Origin of the sequence: Thauera sp. 2A1 (genome assembly GCF_009469595.2) — a bacterium.
GTDB lineage: Bacteria > Pseudomonadota > Gammaproteobacteria > Burkholderiales > Rhodocyclaceae > Thauera.
Window position 1 is genome coordinate 20,997 of the sequence record NZ_SSXV01000008.1, and the last position, 16,994, is coordinate 37,990.

General features: G+C 63.7%; 10 protein-coding genes. 2 read left to right on the forward strand and 8 right to left on the reverse strand.

Features of this window, described 5'->3' with window-relative positions; all coding sequences use genetic code 11:
• Nucleotides 1-371: 371 nt before the first annotated feature.
• From GH664_RS09315 to GH664_RS09350, 8 genes are all read right to left on the reverse strand, one after another.
• Nucleotides 372-1,931 carry a hypothetical protein gene (locus GH664_RS09315; RefSeq protein WP_153167861.1) on the reverse strand — a complete coding sequence of 520 codons (1,560 nt, stop codon included), beginning with the start codon at nt 1,929-1,931 and terminating at the stop codon, nt 372-374.
• On the reverse strand, nt 1,928-3,751 hold the full coding sequence (locus GH664_RS09320) for a hypothetical protein (RefSeq protein ID WP_153167862.1): 1,824 nt from the start codon (nt 3,749-3,751) through the stop codon (nt 1,928-1,930). The genes GH664_RS09315 and GH664_RS09320 overlap by 4 nt, the downstream gene beginning before the upstream one ends.
• A gap of 422 nt (nt 3,752-4,173) precedes the next feature.
• Complete coding sequence (locus GH664_RS09325; protein ID WP_153167863.1) at nt 4,174-7,038, reverse strand: AAA family ATPase; 2,865 nt, start codon at nt 7,036-7,038, stop codon at nt 4,174-4,176.
• Nucleotides 7,038-7,637 (reverse strand): hypothetical protein, encoded by a 600-nt coding sequence (locus GH664_RS09330; protein ID WP_153167864.1) that lies wholly within the window; start codon nt 7,635-7,637, stop codon nt 7,038-7,040. Before GH664_RS09330 ends, GH664_RS09325 begins: the two co-directional genes overlap by 1 nt.
• A complete protein-coding gene (locus GH664_RS09335) occupies nt 7,634-9,475 on the reverse strand; it encodes an ABC-three component system protein (RefSeq protein ID WP_153167865.1) in 1,842 nt (613 codons plus the stop codon). The genes GH664_RS09330 and GH664_RS09335 overlap by 4 nt, the downstream gene beginning before the upstream one ends.
• A gap of 489 nt (nt 9,476-9,964) precedes the next feature.
• Complete coding sequence (locus tag GH664_RS09340; protein WP_153167866.1) at nt 9,965-11,386, reverse strand: MBL fold metallo-hydrolase; 1,422 nt, start codon at nt 11,384-11,386, stop codon at nt 9,965-9,967.
• A gap of 10 nt (nt 11,387-11,396) precedes the next feature.
• Nucleotides 11,397-15,005, reverse strand: a complete 3,609-nt coding sequence (locus tag GH664_RS09345) for a S8 family serine peptidase (protein WP_153167867.1) — start codon at nt 15,003-15,005, stop codon at nt 11,397-11,399.
• A 522-nt stretch (nt 15,006-15,527) separates the two neighbouring features.
• A complete protein-coding gene (locus GH664_RS09350; RefSeq protein WP_153167868.1) occupies nt 15,528-15,863 on the reverse strand; it encodes a peptidoglycan-binding protein in 336 nt (111 codons plus the stop codon).
• Between the two features lie 396 nt (nt 15,864-16,259).
• Here GH664_RS09350 and GH664_RS09355 point away from each other — a divergent pair, with 396 nt between their 5' ends.
• Together GH664_RS09355 and tnpB are read left to right on the forward strand one after the other, a co-directional pair.
• Entirely contained in the window at nt 16,260-16,640 is a 381-nt protein-coding gene (locus tag GH664_RS09355) for a transposase (protein WP_153167869.1), read from the forward strand.
• The gene (gene tnpB, locus GH664_RS09360; protein WP_153167870.1) at nt 16,637-16,981 is read left to right on the forward strand and encodes an IS66 family insertion sequence element accessory protein TnpB; all 345 of its coding nucleotides are present in this window, start codon (nt 16,637-16,639) and stop codon (nt 16,979-16,981) included. The genes GH664_RS09355 and tnpB overlap by 4 nt, the downstream gene beginning before the upstream one ends.
• The last annotated feature ends 13 nt before the right edge of the window (nt 16,982-16,994 follow it).

Here is a 16,994-nt window from a genome sequence, read left to right on the forward strand (position 1 = left end):
GGAGCTGCCATTGGGGGAACGGCCACGAACTGCTGGTCGTCGGCCGGAGCTGCCGGTCGGCCCGCGCCGAATGAGCGGCGGCAATGCGCTGTACTGCTGTCGGGGGAAGCGGGGGCGGGGTAAGCGACCCGTCTTCGGCCCCACCAGTTCACGCTACCGTCCGCAGCCGGTCGAATCCTCAACGAGTCGACGTCGGCATTCTGCGGATCGTCAGCTGGCACGCAAGACTCCAGCGAGAATAATGGAACATCGAGGACCGGGAATCGACGTGACCGCGCATTCCTGTCATGGTCGGATGTTGGGGGGCGGGATCATGACTCTCGAGCTTCCGAGGCGTTCGATGGGCACTACAGAAGCCTATTAGAGCCGAGTCAAGCGTAGTACTTGAAATTGGGTTTCCACTTGTCAGAGGTGAGCCCAGGGTTGGCGAGCAAGATCTCGCCGACCCGGTCGGAATACTTCACGGTGATCGGTTGGCCCTCGCCCAACTGGCAAGCGTTGTAATTCAGCTTGGTGAGCCCAAGGATGTCGCGTGCCACCTGCAGAAGATCTGCGTCGCCGTGCTGGATGGCGATTGCCAACGGGACTGGGACCTCGAAGCCGTCGTATGTTCCGAGCCGTGGCTTGAAGCCGTTGGTGAACAGAAGACCGTAGCGCAGGCCGCGCTGCCAAAACACTCCGCGCTGGACAGGATGTTGACCGCGTTTGCCGACGTCAGGATGCTCATCGAACCGATAGAGACGCTGACCATTTCTGTCTTGCCTGACCCGGATAGCCACGAGGTTCACACCCTTCGGACAGGCACGCCGGAAGCCCTCGAACTCTTCCGCTTCGATGCCAGAACGAGCGTGTAGGAAGATTTCCTTCAGTGGCCGACCATCTTGCTGCTCGTAGGTATCAATAACCCCCCTGAGTAGCGCCTCAGCTTTGTCAGGTGGCAGATGGAATTCGCCTTTTTCCTTTGAATACCACGGGCCGAATTCGCCTACGAAGACCAGCCCGTCGCCACTATCAAGGAACATCTGAGCGGCGCAGCAGGCTTGTCGGCCGTCCTCCGTCAGTTTGTAGGCGATGCCAACGTAGCACACGCCTTCGCGCGCCCACGGGGTCTTCCATGGTTTGGCGCCGCTCTTGTAGTAGACTGCTGTACCGAAATTCCAGAGACGGTCCGAGAGCGGATTGGTGCCCTTTTCGCCATTGCGGACCTGAGGCGTAACCATCAGAGTCGATTCTTTGATGATTTGAACGGGCAGTTCGTGTGCCATCATCCGAGCCTTGAGCTGCCGACGAAAGTCTGGCGAGAGCTGTCGCGCGGCTTGGTACTCGTCGAGTCCTCCCATGTCTTCGTCGTCGAACATTCGGAGCTGTCCACTCGCACGGTCTTTCAAGACGGACTTGAACAACCCGATCTCCTCTTTGGACCGCCCCTCATCGCTTCGTTTGTCGGGTGTGACGAAAGACTTGGGACGGCAGTTTTCATAGACCTCGTCCGGAACAACGCACACAGCTAGCGATGGCCGTCCATCCAGCTTGGCAAGTCGCTCGAGTTGCGCCAAGTAGAGGTTGGCGACACCATAAGAGCGCTCATGTCCGTCTGTTTTTCTGGACGCCTCTGAGAGTTCCGCGTCGTCTATGGCGAATGAACGCAGAGGCTTTGGCCATGGTGCACCGAATGCCACTTCGTACCCCGGAAAGGGTGGCCACGCACGATGCTTCGCGGCATCAACACATGAGGCGGGCGCATTGAGGGCGAAGCACCACTTCGCCCAAAGCTCAATACCCCGGGGCGTACCGAACACGACGTAATCCGGCATCTGGGAGCGACGCTCGGCGGGTCCGAAAAGGGCAAGGCCGTCGTGTGGGTCTTCGGCCGTCTGCCCCTCCCCAAACTCCAACAAAGGTTCTCCGAGAAAGTGAAAAGTATCGCTCATGCTTCAGTTGCCCCTTCGGGGGAGGCAGTGGTCTCGTCGTCACTCTCGTCATCATCTCGGGTACGGTACTCAGCAAGCTCTTCGCCCATGTCGTACACGCCGCTGATCGCCGCCACATCAAGTCCGACAGGGCAATTCCAACTGAGCGGAGTGCTCTTCATGACAACAGCAGCGTTTCCTTCACCGAACTGAATGACACCTGGGGACGTTTCGATGCCTTGCACCAAGCCTAGCAGGCGTGGAAGCCACTTGTTGTTCCACCATTGCTTGCTGACGATCTTTCGGCGGCGCCCAATCTCCTTGCCTTCAAATAGCATGCCTTCAGCGGTAGTCACTCGGATGTAGGGCCTGACCAAGACAGTCCAATTGCCTTCCTCGTCGCACTGCGGTGAGAAGCGGGGTGCAAGTTGGTAGTAGAACAGAGACGCACGGTCGCCGAAGCCTTTAGTGCGCTCGCCCGTCAACTGGACCGTAGTGTTGCGACCATCTACATGACGAATAGGCTGAACCCATTCGCCGGCTTCCCGCTTGGGGTAATAGAACACTCTGCGGTCGGTGCAGAACTTGAGACCCTTCTGGATGCACACGACTTCCAGGCTTCGACGCGTGACTTCCTTTGCGATGTCACGGGTCCGGCGGCCGTTACGTTCCGACATCTCCCTCCAAAGGAACTGACCTCGATTCGCTACCTTGACACTTGCCGGCGGCTCGTAGAACGACGCAAATGCGCTCTCGCCAATTCGCGCACACGGCCAGGTCTGGCGCCACGCCTCAATTTCTTCCTCCTTCGGCGTGTGCCGAAGGTCAAACGTTTTCATGAGGTCCGGTAATTGCAGCGAGAAGACGTTCGAATACACGGGCTCTGGTTTCGCCACCGTCATTCGGGTCGGAAGATAGTCACCAAGCGCGATGCTGCGCCCGCGTGCTGCATCGAGCTTCGGGGCTAGTCCGAGCGCTCTCAATCGGCCGAAGATGCTCTCCAGGCCTTTCATCCACGATGCGCCGAATTCGGCAGAGGTCAAGGATCTGAGCTTGGATGGCAACCGTGAGCCAAGCGGCAACCCAACGGTGCAAGGAAGCACAAGGTCGTTCTTGGCGCCGGCGATGACGCACCGCTCCAAGAAAATGCTGTCTGCTAGGCTGGCATTCGAGAGAACTGGCAGATACTGCGCTGCCCGAGAGTCGAGCAGTATCCGGATGGTCTGGTCCGTGTTTTCACCGGCGAGCGGCGCCGTCCCGCGGCACCATGTAGAGTAACCCGCGAGTGCAAGCCTCCTCGCAAGCCAAGTGCTCAGTGCGTGGTCGGCATCGACATGGTCGAGTACCAAGAGGTCTGGAGACTCAACGACTGACTGGCCGCCTCGTTGAGGAAAGAACGGCGGCGTGAAAACGCTCGGATGCTCGGCCAAGAGGTGCCGTTGCGGCCCCGCGAGTTGCACACGCAAACGCTCCAAGTCAAAGAGGTCAAGCTTCCAGCCGTACTTCTCCGCGACCAGCGCATGAGCCCAATCCTTCTCGGAAGCCGACAGAGCCTCGGTGCATACGAAGACAAGAGCGTCGAGCTTGTACTTCTTCTCCGTCAACCGGTCGCAATCGCCTTTGAACTTGACTCGCCAGTCCTCCCGGACGGTGTACGCAAACCCAATCGTCCGATTTGATGCGTCGCTCCGCACTATCGCATCTCGACCTCCGTCACCTGTTCCTCCCAACGGATCGATGCCCGGATACCCTGCACCGGCAAGCAGGGCGGAGGAAAGCCGTTCGAAGTCTCGGTAGTCCGACAGGCGTTCGAGACAGTAGATGATGCGGTCAGCAGACATAGCTCGAGGATACCTTACTGCGGTGTAGAAACATGCCGGACAAAGCCGAAATGGTGAAAGCAAGCCATCACTGCCTACTGAGCATCCCAACCCCCGAAAGCGGCGGAAGGCGTTCGCAAAGAAAACAACTGGTTGCAGAACGTTTTCTTGAGAGATGCGACAACACAGTTCAGCTGCAAACCGACTACTCGGTCGGCCATGCTTCGTCGTCTCACCAGCCGCTCCGGCCGAGATACTTTGGTACCCGGTCCGTCTGCTTCGTCCAGAAGCGGCCATTCGAACCGACAGAGCAATTTGGATGGAGCTAAGGCAGTGAAGAATGTCTGTAGATCTCCCCCCAATTTGACTGCCGATTCCACGTCCGCCTCAGTCGCTGAAATCCGCCCGGAAGCCTCATAGACGTATACCGCCAAACACAGCGTTTAGCGTAGCGGATAGATGGTGCTCAGCCGAATGCCGCTGCGCCCGTTGCCGTCAAGCTCCAGAACCTTAAGCGGATGCACCTTTCCTGCCGGCGTCTCTACCAAATCGATGCCGGCGAACTTCTCGATGAGGTGGCGAGCCAACGCACGGCTCGAAGTCGTGATGACGAGATTGAGGGCCCGACTGTTCTCAAGAACGGTCGCGCGCAAGATGTCGAGTAGTCCGACGCGATTGAGATCGTCGAGATGGATGATCGGCTCGTCGAGGAAGAATGTGCCTCCGAGGCTGCGCGCCCGTGCGAGGAACAGCGCGAGCGCTAAATCCTGCCGCTGTCCTTGACTGAAATCCGTCCCGGGGTCGAGCTGCTGACCGCCAGCGTCGGCCAGCCAGTGAAGGAAGTCGCTGTCCTCGCCGAGATTGATGCGATCAAATACGCGGTTGGCGTGCATGCGTGCGAAGAGCGGATTGACGACGCGGCTAAGGTCCTGGACCTGTTTTCGACTCATTGTGGTATAGGCGTCGTAAAAGACCGCTCTCGCGCGATTTGCGGCGGCAATCCGGTCACTCATGCGCTTTTTCCGATCGAGCGAGGGCTGGATTGCTTGGCGCAGTTCCTTGAGCCTCGCGCGCCGAGACTCGGCCGCCCATGCTGCCCGCGCGGCTTCGATGTGACCCTCGGCACGCGATAGCCGCTGGGCTTCCGCGGCGAGCTCCGTCTTGAGTGTGGTTAGGGTGGTATCCGACCAATCGACACCCGGAGCAGCCTCTGCGCAGGCCATGCGCAGAGTGGCGAGCTCCGACGACTTCCGCTGCAATGCCTCGCGGGACTCACGCAGGGCCTGCTGGGTGGCGGCGTAGCTTGCACGCAATTGGTCGCGCTCCTGAGTCGCCGTTTCGATTCCTTTCGCCAGATCCGCTAGCTGGAGCTGAATAACGCGGTCACGCGCAGAGAAGGTCGCATCGAGCTGATCGAGCAGGTCGGAGACCTGCGCGTCGGGTGCGAGGAGGAGGTCACCCGGAAGCGTCGGCGAGAGGCTGTCACGCGCGGCGATGAGCTCTGCGAGAGCATCGGCGACATCCAGATGGAGGCGCGCAGCCTTGACCGTCTCGGGAGTGGCGCCCTCTGCGAGACCAAGCCGCTCTATCGCGCGATGCCGGGCATCGTCGGCAGCTACCAGACCGGCGTGCTCCTTCTCGAGCGTAGCGACTTGGGCTTGCGCGGAAAGCGCTGCATCGAGCCGCCCGCGCGCTGCCCGTGCCGCGTCGGAGGCGACGGTAGCCGCAGCCCTGGCCGCCTCAACGAACTCCGGCGCCGCCGAGAGCGTGGCGGCAATGGCGGAACGCAAACGCACGGCGTCGCCCCAGTCATGCGAACAGGTCGGGCATTTGGCAGCGTCGATGCCATGATCGTGCAACAGGAGATCACGCGCGGCTGCTTGCAGGCGGGCCACCGGATCCGCCGTGCCATCCAGGATGGTGACGGCGGTGCGGGCACGGGCGTCAGCCTCTGCGACGTCGCTGCGCAGGACGGCGAGTGCCTCCTCGGATACCGGTCTCGAGCGCGCCGCCGCCAGATCCGCATCGAGCACGCGCAGGCGCTCGATCTGATCAGCTGCTTGCTCGAGCGCAGCCTCAAGGGCTGCCAAGTCGCTGCGGTATTGCTCGCGCGCGCTGGCGGTCCACAGGCTCTGAGGATATCGTTCCGATAGCGCTGCGAGTGACTGCGGACGCCCGTCCAAGGCACCGGTATCGAGTAGCACAGCGAGAAGCACGGCGCTCAAATGGGAGAGTCGGTCCTTGGCTGCAGCAAATGCGCGGGCCGCGTTGCTCACCGCGTAGCGCTGCGAGCTGCGCTCGGCAACGCGCGCTGCAGCTTCGCTGGTCTTTTGCTCGATGTCGGCAAGCGATTGCGTCAACCTCGCTTCGAGCGCGGCTCCTTCGTCCACAGCGTATTCCAAGCTGGAGCGCGTGCTCCACCGCACTTCAACGCGCTGTGCGGCACGCGTGCGCGCATCCAATGCGTGACTCTGGCGACGCTGGATGGCAGTGAGCGCTTCGAGCAGGTCGTCGAAATTCGCTTGTTCTTGGGATTGGCGCAGCTCATTCGACGCCAGGAGCGCAACGGCAGCCCTGGCTTCAGAGCGTGCCGAAATCGTGCGTGCCGGCCCATCCGTCTCTTCGCCCGCGAGAGCTTTTTCCAGCGCATCGGCTTCGGCGGATTGCCGCGCGATCAGCTGAGTCAGTGAACGAAGCCGGGTGGAGAGCTCGGTTGCATATTTCTCGCACTGGCGCTCGGCATCGAGCAGGTGGCGAATGCCTAGCAAATCGGCAAAGACTTGGGTTCGTCGCTCGATCGTCTCGTCATCGGTATCGACTAGAGCGGCGAGCGACTCTGCACCCAGAAACCGCGTCCCCTTGAGCCAGCGTTGGCGCAGATTGATTGCCGTCAGATGGTGCGCCTCGTTTGCCGCAGCGGCAGGCGCAAGAAGCGCCAGCAGCTCATGTGGGCGGTAATCGGTCGCGCTCGCAACATCGTTTCCGAAGACCGCGGGGGACTGCGCGCCATCCGCAAAGCGAGCGACGAAACGCCGTTGGCCGTCGATATGGAGGTCGGCGGCCGTCACGGGGAAATCGGTCTCCTCAGTGAATTTGGAGCGGAGCACCCTTGCGTCAAAGGACTTGCCTTCCTTCAGGCGCTCGACCTGGCCGGTGAGCAGCCATTCGGTAGCCTCGCACATCGTGGTCTTGCCGGTGCCGTTTGGCGCGAACACCAGCGTCAGCGGTGCGCTGAAGTCGAACTTGACCGAATCGTTGATCCCCCGAAAATGGGCGACGCTCAGAGAAGAAAGCCGAATTCCGCTCATCAGGCCGCTTCCTCGTGGCGCAGGATCGCTTCAGCGACACCGATGGAAACAAGTTCGTTCCATAGCGCCTCGGCCTCAATGTCGAGGCCAGGCCATTGCAGTTCCGGACCAGGCGCGGCTACCGCGTCGGGCAGCCCCAGGACCGTGACGTCAGCCACACGTCGCCATCCGACTGGGTCACCGTCGGCATCATCGGCCGAGGATGGCCAGATCAAATGCTTGCGACAGACCTGCACCGAAAGCTCAATACGGCGAATTTCCTCCCGTGCCTCGGCGTCGGGGGCTTGCGGAAGCGCGAGCACGAGATAGCCATCGATCGGACGGCCCCGTGTGTGGCGTTCGCCTTGGACGAGAACTTCATCGAACCAGGCTTGGCCAGCCGCCGCCGCCTGCTCGACCGACGCCGGGTCGCTTGCCCCGCACGGCCAGAGAAGAACGCGCGCATAGGAGGAGGACCAAAGCGTCGAACCGTTGGGCGGCCGGATAGGTGTTTCCGATTGCGGAAGATCGTTAATGCTCACGAGTCCAACCTTGGCGCAAAGTTCTTCAAGCTGCCCACGGGCGCCCGCGAGGTCCGCGGGTTCAGTTCCTTCCGTCATCCACTCCCCTCCTGAAAGAACGCGCCGATTCGGTCGAGCAGCGCAGTCACGCGCGCATCATCGTCGGCGGCATCATAGTCGGCGAAGACTGCCGCGACATGCGAGAGACCAAGACCCGCTACCCGCCGCAGTACTTTGGTAGTAGTGATATCACCAGCGACAGGTGCAAGCGATCCGCCGGCGGAGAGGTCGGTGCCGACCGCAGGTGCAGCGCTGATGTCGTCCCGCCGATCCTCTTCGATTTCCCCATCGGCAATGTCACCCATGCGTGTGGATCCGAATACCACGAGGTACGGATGTACGCCACCGTTAAGTCTCCATTCGGCAAGATGGCGCTTCAGCGCTCGCGGTGATTCGCTGGGCGAGCGCCACACAAGGATGTGACGGTCCTGCGTATCGATCCGCAGTTGGCCAGTCATACCCGGAACAGTCTGCCACCTGATCCCCTCAATCGACTTTAGCGTCGCAAGTGCATGGAGCCCGGTCTTAAGCGCACTACCCACCTCCGCATCATGGAGTGCATCGGGGTCAACCGGTTCGGCGGCGCGGGTTCCTTTCAGTGTCGAGTTGAGTAAGGACGCCGGGCCGTGCGGATCGGAGCGCCGCAATTGTTCGCCGATTTCGATGATGCCTCTAGCGAGCCTTGGCGCGCAGCCGGGATCGGGCGGATGCCGGCGGAGGAATCGTGCAATCTCACAAGCAGCCGCGCTTGGCGCAATCACGACGGGCGCCGCGATTCCCTCGTCGTGGATCGGGCACGCCATGTTGCCCCGCCAGACAAAGTTACCATTGACCGGGTTGTACGGCGCCCAAGAGACAAGACCCGCAGTAGCCGATGGGTGCGTTTGGCGCACGACTGCGCCAACAACGCCTTGGGCGTTGAGTGCGCGAGTCGCAGGCAAACTCGCTTGGCCATGAGTCATCGTGCCATAAGGTGCAAATACGCCGGTCAGACTGCGCCACTTGTCATGGGTCTCATTCGCCACCGGTTCATCATGCGCGACATTGCAGAGCGCAACGGCGCCCGATCGCCCGGCAAGCACGACGTTGAGGAGTGAATCGATCGCGACCGCCCAGTTCTGATTGAAACCGGTTTGGAGCAATGACCCCACGACGAGCGTCGGCCGGTCGTCAGGAAGAGTCGCCAGCATGCGTTGTATCCTTGCTTGTGGCGACGCGGAGTTCTGCGCGGCCGGTTGCACGAGATCAGCGCAAATCAGCGGCAAGATGTCGAGATCGGTGAACCGCAGATGTAGGAATGTCTCGCCGGTCTGCAGGTCGGGAATGGCCACAGCCTCGAACGCCTGCTGAAGGACATTCTTGAGGTACGCGATACAGTGGGTAATGCCATTGGGCTCGTGAACCCAGCACCATCCGCCGTTGACCCGCATCGCGACGCTGAGGGGGTGATCAACCTGCAACCAAGCCAGATGGCGATGCGTGCCTCCTTCTGCTCCACCTGTCTGCCAATCCAGCACAGTCTGGCCCACGGTTGCCCCGAACCCAGCGATCAATACGAGCGGACGATTAGTCGCTCGTACAATCTTATCGACCGCAGTCCAGTCACCTGAGCCCAAGGAATATTCCGGTGCGACGACGAGAACGGGACCGCCTCCGGGCATCAACTGCTGCAACGCGGGCTGCGGGTGGTTCGGTCCTCCGATGAGCAGGTCGCGCAGAACGCTCACCGCGATTGGCCGGGAAGCATCATGTAACGCCTGGTCAATCGTCGCCGAAAACTGGAGAAGGCAGATATTGAGCCCACCTCCTGTGCGAAGCGCATAGTCCACATCGATCCGGGTATGATCTCCTGCGAACTGAAAATGCAGATTGGGCACGTTGTAGTAGGGGCAGCCGGCAACGGTTGAACTGTCGCTCGTTAGAATACCTTCTTCCCGTCGTCATGTGTTATCGCCACCTTGACCCTGGGGATCTAGCAGTCGTGGCTGCCTCGGCGTACCTTTAGCCCCTTCCTCCCCATACCGCTCTAGGAAAGAGGGGATCGGAGCTCGTCCGGCACGGCCGATTTGTCTGGATTCAGTTCGCAAAGGGCTGCTTCGGGTCGATATGGTGAGTTCGCAAGATTGCGGACCCACCGTTCGACCGCGCAAAGTACCCTACGGCAGTTGTAGGCTGCGTTGCCGCCGCTCATCTGGCGCACGCTGGCCGGCAACTGAGGCCGACTTGCCGGCGTGCGGCCTCAAGGCGTGACCGGCAGTAGTCGGAGTGGAGTTGCCGTTCCATCGACCGTTTCGTCCAAGGGGCCACAGGCCGGTGATGGCCGCGGGCTGCGACTCCGTGCTTCGGACTTTCGCAGGGGCGCGCCTTCAGTCCACCGTCACCTCGAAATAGAGGTCGGTGGAGCGGGCGCCGCGGGCGCTGGCCTGCGCGGAAGGCAGCGCGTCGCTGCGTAGAACGTATCCGGCTGCGCCGGTGGTCTGTTCGAGGGCGGCGACCAGGGTGTTCAGCGGGATGTCACCCCAACGCTTCTTCACCGCCATGTTGTGGTCCACCGGGATCAGGGCGACCCGCAGCCCACTCATGGATTCGAGGCCGCCCTTGCGAAGGGTTGCGTTGTAGCTGCCATGATGACCGACCTTGTAGAGGACGGTGCGTTTAAGGAGATCGTCGACCACGACCCGCGTGCCGCCGACCGTCCACTCGTGGGTGCGCCAGGATTCCCAGTTCCCGACCTGGGCGTCGGCCGCAAAGAGGAGCACGCCGGCCGCGCCCAGATCGACCGCCAGCACGAGACTGGTGTTATTGACTAGGTTGTCCAGCATCAGCGCGAGCTGGGTCGCGCTATCCATCCAGGCGAGGTCGATACTGCGCCAGGCTTCGCCCGCGCCCTCGTCGACCCAGTAGCGGGCTTGGAAAAAGGGCATGCTGCGAGCGACCACGTCCGGAATCCGATAGGGGCCGCCGAAGGGCTGGTCCTCGTCGCTGCCGCCGAGCGCCGCGGCGGCAGCGGCGACGCTGGCGGCGAATGCCTCGGCCGCGAGATGGTAGGTTTCGTCCCGGTCCGTCTTGGCGGGCAGCATCTTCTTCAGGAAAGCCTCGTCGCGGGGCGGGCCCAGCACGTAAATGCGCGCGCCGAAATCGGACAGTTCGAACGGCTCGTCCTTCGGGTCGCAATAGCGAAGCGTGGCGCCGCCCTTGGCCCGCAGCGCGTCCATAGCGCCGTCCGTGGTGGCAGCGCCGGCGGCGCCGAAGAATTCGAGGACCGTCGCCAGCAGCGTTGGCTCGGCGCTGGCGGCCAGATGCATCCTCGCCGCCGCCGGTTGCAGCATCGCCAGCGCATCCGCCTGTTGCTTGCGCAGCGGCGCGGCGTCGGGGTCGCGGGGGTTCTCAGTCCATCCCAGCCAGACCTGGCCGACCTTCAGCCGGGCAAAATCATCGGCCGCCTGCACGAAGCCGGACACGTGATCCCAGTGTCGGTGAGTGGCCACCAGGACATCCACGGTCCCGCCGGATTCCTGGATCACGTCCCTCATGACGGCGCTCATCTTCGCTTGGGCGTTCGTTGTGCCGAGGATCACGCCGCAGTCGATGAGCATCCGGAACTTCCGCCCGGTCGCGCTGGTGAGCGTGAGCAGGTGGCAGTCGCCCAGGCCGTGCCGGTAGGTACGTACCGTGGCAGCCGGACGCGGCGCGTTCGTTGCCACCGGCGTTACCACCGTTGCGCCGGGTCCTTTCCTGGATCTCGAGCGCGTCTTCGTCGTGCCCTTGTCGCTTGCGTTGCCTACCATGGCGATTTCCTCAGCGGCGGTGAAGGAAGGCGAAGGGCTCGCGCGCCTGCGCCGCCAGTCCGGTGTAGTTGTTGCCGGCCGCGTCCATCTGCGCCTGCCAGGCGGCCTGACTGCGCGTGACGCGGGCCACTTGGTCGAAGCGCTTGCGGACCATATAGACCGCCGACTGGGTATTGAGGTCGAAAAGTAGGGTCGCGCCGCCGCGGAATTTCATGCGGCTGCCGTCGCAGGCAGTCAGGGACTGGGTCAGTTCAACGACCAGTTGCGACAGCAGGCGCCCATCCGGACCGACCCGCTGCAGTGGCCGCACGGAATGGACCTCGATGGCGTGCAGGTCGCATTCAATGCTTTCGCCGGCCGCGTTACGCAGCCGGTAACCTTTGGCGGCCCGGCGCTGCAGGCCGAGCATCTCGAACTCCTCGTCGCTGACACTGTCCTGCAGCCAGCGGTGAACCTGCCGCGCATTGACCAACGAACTGAGCCACGCGCGGCGCCGATGGGTGCTGCGGTCCCACTTCAGGCGCAACCTGTGCAGCAGGCCACCGAGCCGGCTGAAGGCAAGGGGTGGTGGCTCCCACAGCACGGTTTCGACGGACAGGCTGCGCACCGCTTCGGGGAAGATGCCGCGCTGGGCAAACGCCGACACGAAGGCCACGCGGTAGCCCCACGGGTCCGACGGCACGAGGTCGTGGTCGGCGGTGACGAGGGCGCGCAGGAAGTCGCCGAAGGTGATGTCCACCGGCGGGCAGTAGTCGAGCGCGCGGATACAGATCGTCAGCACGTGGCCGGCGACCTTGGCGGCCACGTCGGTGAGGGCGTCGGTGAGTTCGCTGGACAGGACACCTGGGGGCAGCACTTCGGAGCCGCCGGTGGCCAGACTGATCGGCCGCAGCGCACGGCGCGCGTAGACCTGCGAAAAGGCGTCGAAGACCGCAGCGACGAGCACCGCGCCGCGGGCGTGGGGCTCGTTCGATGCCTGGTAGTCGCCGATCGTTGGCCGCGCCGGCGTCCAGGTCTTGCCACCGGCCCCGTCGTCGGTGAACTGTCCGATGGCATTGCGCAGCCCGCCGTGCAGCCCCCGCGCCCTGCCGAATTCGACGGCCAACTGAGCGAGCAGGCTGTTCTGCCCGGACAGGTCGCCGCGCACCTTGCGCAGCTGGTCGCGCAAGGATTCGTGCAGGGTGAAGTGCTGGAACAGCGCGACAATGTCGGCGAAGGCTTCGTGAAAGGCAAGAACGTCGGGGTTCGTCGGCTCGCGGAAGCGCGGGTGGAGACCGTCGAGGAGCGCGTGGGTCGTCTCGTGGGCGACGATGTCATGGGAAAGCGCGGTGAATACCGTCTGGCTCGGCGCGCCGGCGACGTCGAAACGGCACGAGAAATAGCCGAGCAACAAGGCCTTGCGATCCGGGCTGTAGTAGGCGTTTTGCTCGCGCAGCGCGTGAGGATAGATGCGCAGCCGCTGCACGAAGCGTTGCCCGGGCCGGGTCTGCGGGCGATTCTGCGCACCGCTCGTTGGTGGATCGCCGGCGCGCGCCTGCAGCGGCACCTGCACGACGCGCGGAGACCACAGGGCGGTGCGGCCCAGCGCCCGCTCGAAGTGTTCGATGGTCTTCATGGCCACCGCGTAGGCCATTTGCTGGTGGAACTGGGGGTTGGCCTCGGCGGGGCGCAGGCCGTCGGACGCCAGGAGGCGCGGGTCGTTGAGGTCCACCGGCGCATAGCAGCAGCCGCTCGCCGGGTCCACGTCCACCACTTCGACGTATTCGCCGACCGGCCCCGGCGCCAGGTTGTGCTCCCAGCGGATAGTGGAAATGGTCTCGTTGAGTCCGATTGTCTCCAGTTCCCGGCCGAGCGACGGGTCGTAAGCATAGATTCGCAAGCGGCGCGCAGTGGGTTCGGGCGGGCGCGGTGCGACGGCGTGCCTCAACTGCAGGGCCTCGACGCTAGGCGAAGTGGCGGCCGGCCCAATCGGGGGCGCGTCAACGGCCCGCAGGGCGCGGCGCAGTGCTTGCGAGGCCCGGGGATGTTCGGCAAGTGCCTTCGCCAGCGCGCTCCGCGTGCTGGCATCGAGGGAGGCCGGATCGACGCCGGCATCGGGCAGAATTGCCTCGATCGCCGCGGATTGGGAAAGCTGCAGCGCCTCCAGTTCGAGCATCGCCTGCTGCGCGGTGCCAGCGTCAACGCCGAGGCCGGTAAGCACCTTGAGGAATCCGAAGCAGGCCGAATCGGGGGCTTCCTTGGCGAGTTGTGTCTCTTCCGCCGGGGCCACCGCCATAGCAGCGGCGACGCGCAATTCGCCGTTGCCCAGTTTGTGGCCGTCGCCGCGGGCAGCGCTGGAAAATAGGGCCCGACGCGCCGCCTCGACGCACATCCAGGGCTGGGAGTAGGCATCGCAGGCGGCCTTGTTTTTCTGCAGCCACATGGCTGCAGCGGCGGCGATCTGGGGCGTTGCTGCGGACGTACCCGCACCATCGAAATCGACCACGTCGGAGCAGCCGAACTTGGCCCACGGCACGTTCGGCGTGCTGGCAGCGAGGGCTGTGCGCATCTTGCTGTCGGGGCCGTAGTTCCCGGCCATCTTTCTCAGTGGCAGATCGGCGTAAGGCGAGTGGTCAGCCATCACGCCGCAGGCAGCAATGACGCGGTTGAAGCGCGCCGGATAGACAAGATGGCGGGTGGGCAGATTGCCGAAGTTGTTGCCAGCCGCGGTGACGACGACGACCCCCGCCTCGTAAAGCGCGTTTACCGCGTCCGCCCAGGCCCGGCTAGCGAGGCCACCCATGCTCATCGAAATCACCGCCACGGCGCTCTCTGGCCCCTTTCCCGCGGTCAGGCCGTGTACATAGTCGAAGGCCTGGGCGATGGCGCTGTTGTAGAAGAGCTCGACCCGGTTGGCGACACGGATAGGCACCACCTTCACGAAGGGTGCGGCGCCGAGCCGTGGTAGGCCCGCTGCTGGCGCGCCGGCGAGGATGCTCAGGGTGCCGGTGCCGTGGCCAAGGTTATTGAAGAAGCCGGAGGAGTCGTCGGCGGCATCGTTCGGGCGGTCATCGTCGACGAAGTTGCGCTGCAGGGTCCGCTCGAGGCGCCGGGGCAGGCTATGGTGATCAGGGTCGTAGCCGGTATCGAGGTGGGCCACCCGCACCAGCTTGCCGTCGTCGGCAGGCAACGGCAGATCGGCCAGCGCACGGGCGAACTGACCGTGGGCGTCGTCCTGGTACCAGAAGTTGTCCAGCGCCCCGGGAAAGCCATCGGGGCCGGTCTTCTGGTCGTCCGCCGCGCACGAGGCGACGAGCGCCTGTTCGCGGTCGTTCGGTGGGGCGGTTATCCATGCCTGCTGTAAATCCGGCTCGGCGAACTCCGGCCGGACCCCGCCGGCCAAACCGAGGCCCTGGGTGACCATCGAGTGACAGACGTCCCACGCATTGCCCATGTCCAGCGCCACCGGCGCCTCGACAATGTGCCAGATCGACGGCGCCGCGACGCTGGCTGTGCGGGGCTCGGTGATACTGCCGAAAAGGGGGCGGGCACGCAGCACCGCAGCCTGCCCGGCAAGGGACAGGGACGTGTTCGGCGCCACGACCGGCATCTTGACGAGGAATCTTTGAACTTGGGCCATCACCCGCCTCTCCACGGTCGATGCGCCGGGCCGCGCGTCTCGCCAACCCCATGCGCGCGCAACCCGGGCGATTTCAAGAGTTCTTCCGTTAAAGTCCCGCCATCGCCGGGCCGGCGGACGGGGCAGGTGCCGCCACGAAACCAGGCGCTCTTGCTGGCCGTAGCGGACGAACTCGCGCCGCTGCGGGTCCGACGACGGAATCGCGAACTGCGGGGCGGTGCGTCCGCCGCGGCAGGCGCGCTTTGCGAGACCACGGCGAACCACCGTGTTGTGAAGTGGCGCCGCTCCAGCCGGCGCATCGCCCGCGGGCAGGGCATCGGGGAAACCCGCTGTCTCCCCGCGGGAGCGCAGCGCGTCGCCACGGATTCTGCATTGAGATCAAAGAGTGCTGCGCCGTGCTCCTGATCTGCACCAGGCGCCATGACCTTCTTGATTGCGCTTGTCGCGTCTGTCATGCACCGTCCTCGGAGCGTTGGTCACTCTTGCAACTGCTGCTGGTATTTCGCGGGCAGAAAGCGTTGATCAGGCTGTCAACTCGCCAATCAGCGCCAGATCGGCAATACCGTTGGCCGGCCGCCCGTTCTGCGCCCGCCAAGTCTTCACCAGATTCAAGGTCGTCTGCCCGAATATGCCGTCGACCTGAATATCCACGCCGCGGTCAGACAGCCCGAGTTGCAGCAGCCGGACGTCGAACCCGCGCGCCAGCGGGGCCGACAGCGTCAGCGGCCGTGATCCCGGTTGCGGGCCGTCGTAGCAGCCGGGGGGCATTGCGGCCAGCGTCAGCGGTGAAATCTCCTTGCCGCGAACCACAAACGGCAGCTCCAAGCCCCAGAAGCCCTGGTCGGCGGCTGCGTACATTTACACAATCTCGGGCTAGACAAGGGCCCCTTCATGACAAAGCATTCGTTCAGCATAGCCTGTGGTCGACAGCATTCAAGTGATCGCGGGCCATTTCATGCAGCAGGCGCAATGTGCTCGGCCCGGGCCGATTGCGGCATGCCCAGGTAGGTGAAGCAGTTGAGGATGGCGGGCGTCTCTCAAGAAAACGTTTTACAAGTTATTGTTTTCTTTGCTAACGCCTTCCACCGCTTGCGGGGGACGGGATGCTCAGAAGACGGATCGCAAAGTACGCTAAGCGTGCGCTGAGGCTGGCACCGTAAGCGTCCGCCCAATGCCGTCTTTCCTTCGGCGTAGCCGTCGCTGACGATCACCCCCTCTGAGGGGGCACCCAACGTTGTGCCCACGATTGCATTCATGGACACAAATTTGGATCAACGCCCGCAGCGCGGCCCGCGCGGGCCGTACCGCCGCCACACGATCGAGTTCAAGCGTACCGTCGTCGAGCAGTCGCTGCAGCCGGGCGCCTCTGTGTCGCGGCTCGCGCGCCAGCACGACATCAACGCCAACCAGATTTTCACGTGGCGCAAGGCCTACCACGAAGGTCGTTTGGGTACGGCTGCGTTCGTGCCGATCGTTCTCACCGACACCGATGGTTTGGAGGCAACGGAGAGGCTCGATCCCCCGGCGGTCGCGTTCGGTCGGCTGACGATCGAGCGCAAGGGCGCGCGGCTGACCGTCGAGGGACGTCCCGACGCCCAGGTGCTCGCGCAGGTGCTGGCGGTGCTGTTGCGATGATCGCCCCGCCTTCTGGGACGCGGATCTGGATCGCGGCCGGCATCACCGACATGCGGCGCGGCTTCGACGGGCTGGCGGCCCTCGTTCAGACCCAACTCCAGACCGATCCCTTCAGCGGCCAGATCTTCGTGTTCCGGGGCCGACGTGGAGACCGGATCAAGGTGCTGTGGTGGGACGGCGACGGCTTGTGCCTGTTCGCCAAGCGGCTCGAGCACGGCAAGTCCGTCTGGCCGCAGGTCACGCACGGGAGCGTGGCGCTGACACCAGCGCAGCTGTCGATGCTGCTCGAAGGCATCGACTGGCGGCGCCCGGTCAGAACGGCACCGAATCGGGCCGCATAGCGGTAGATGAACG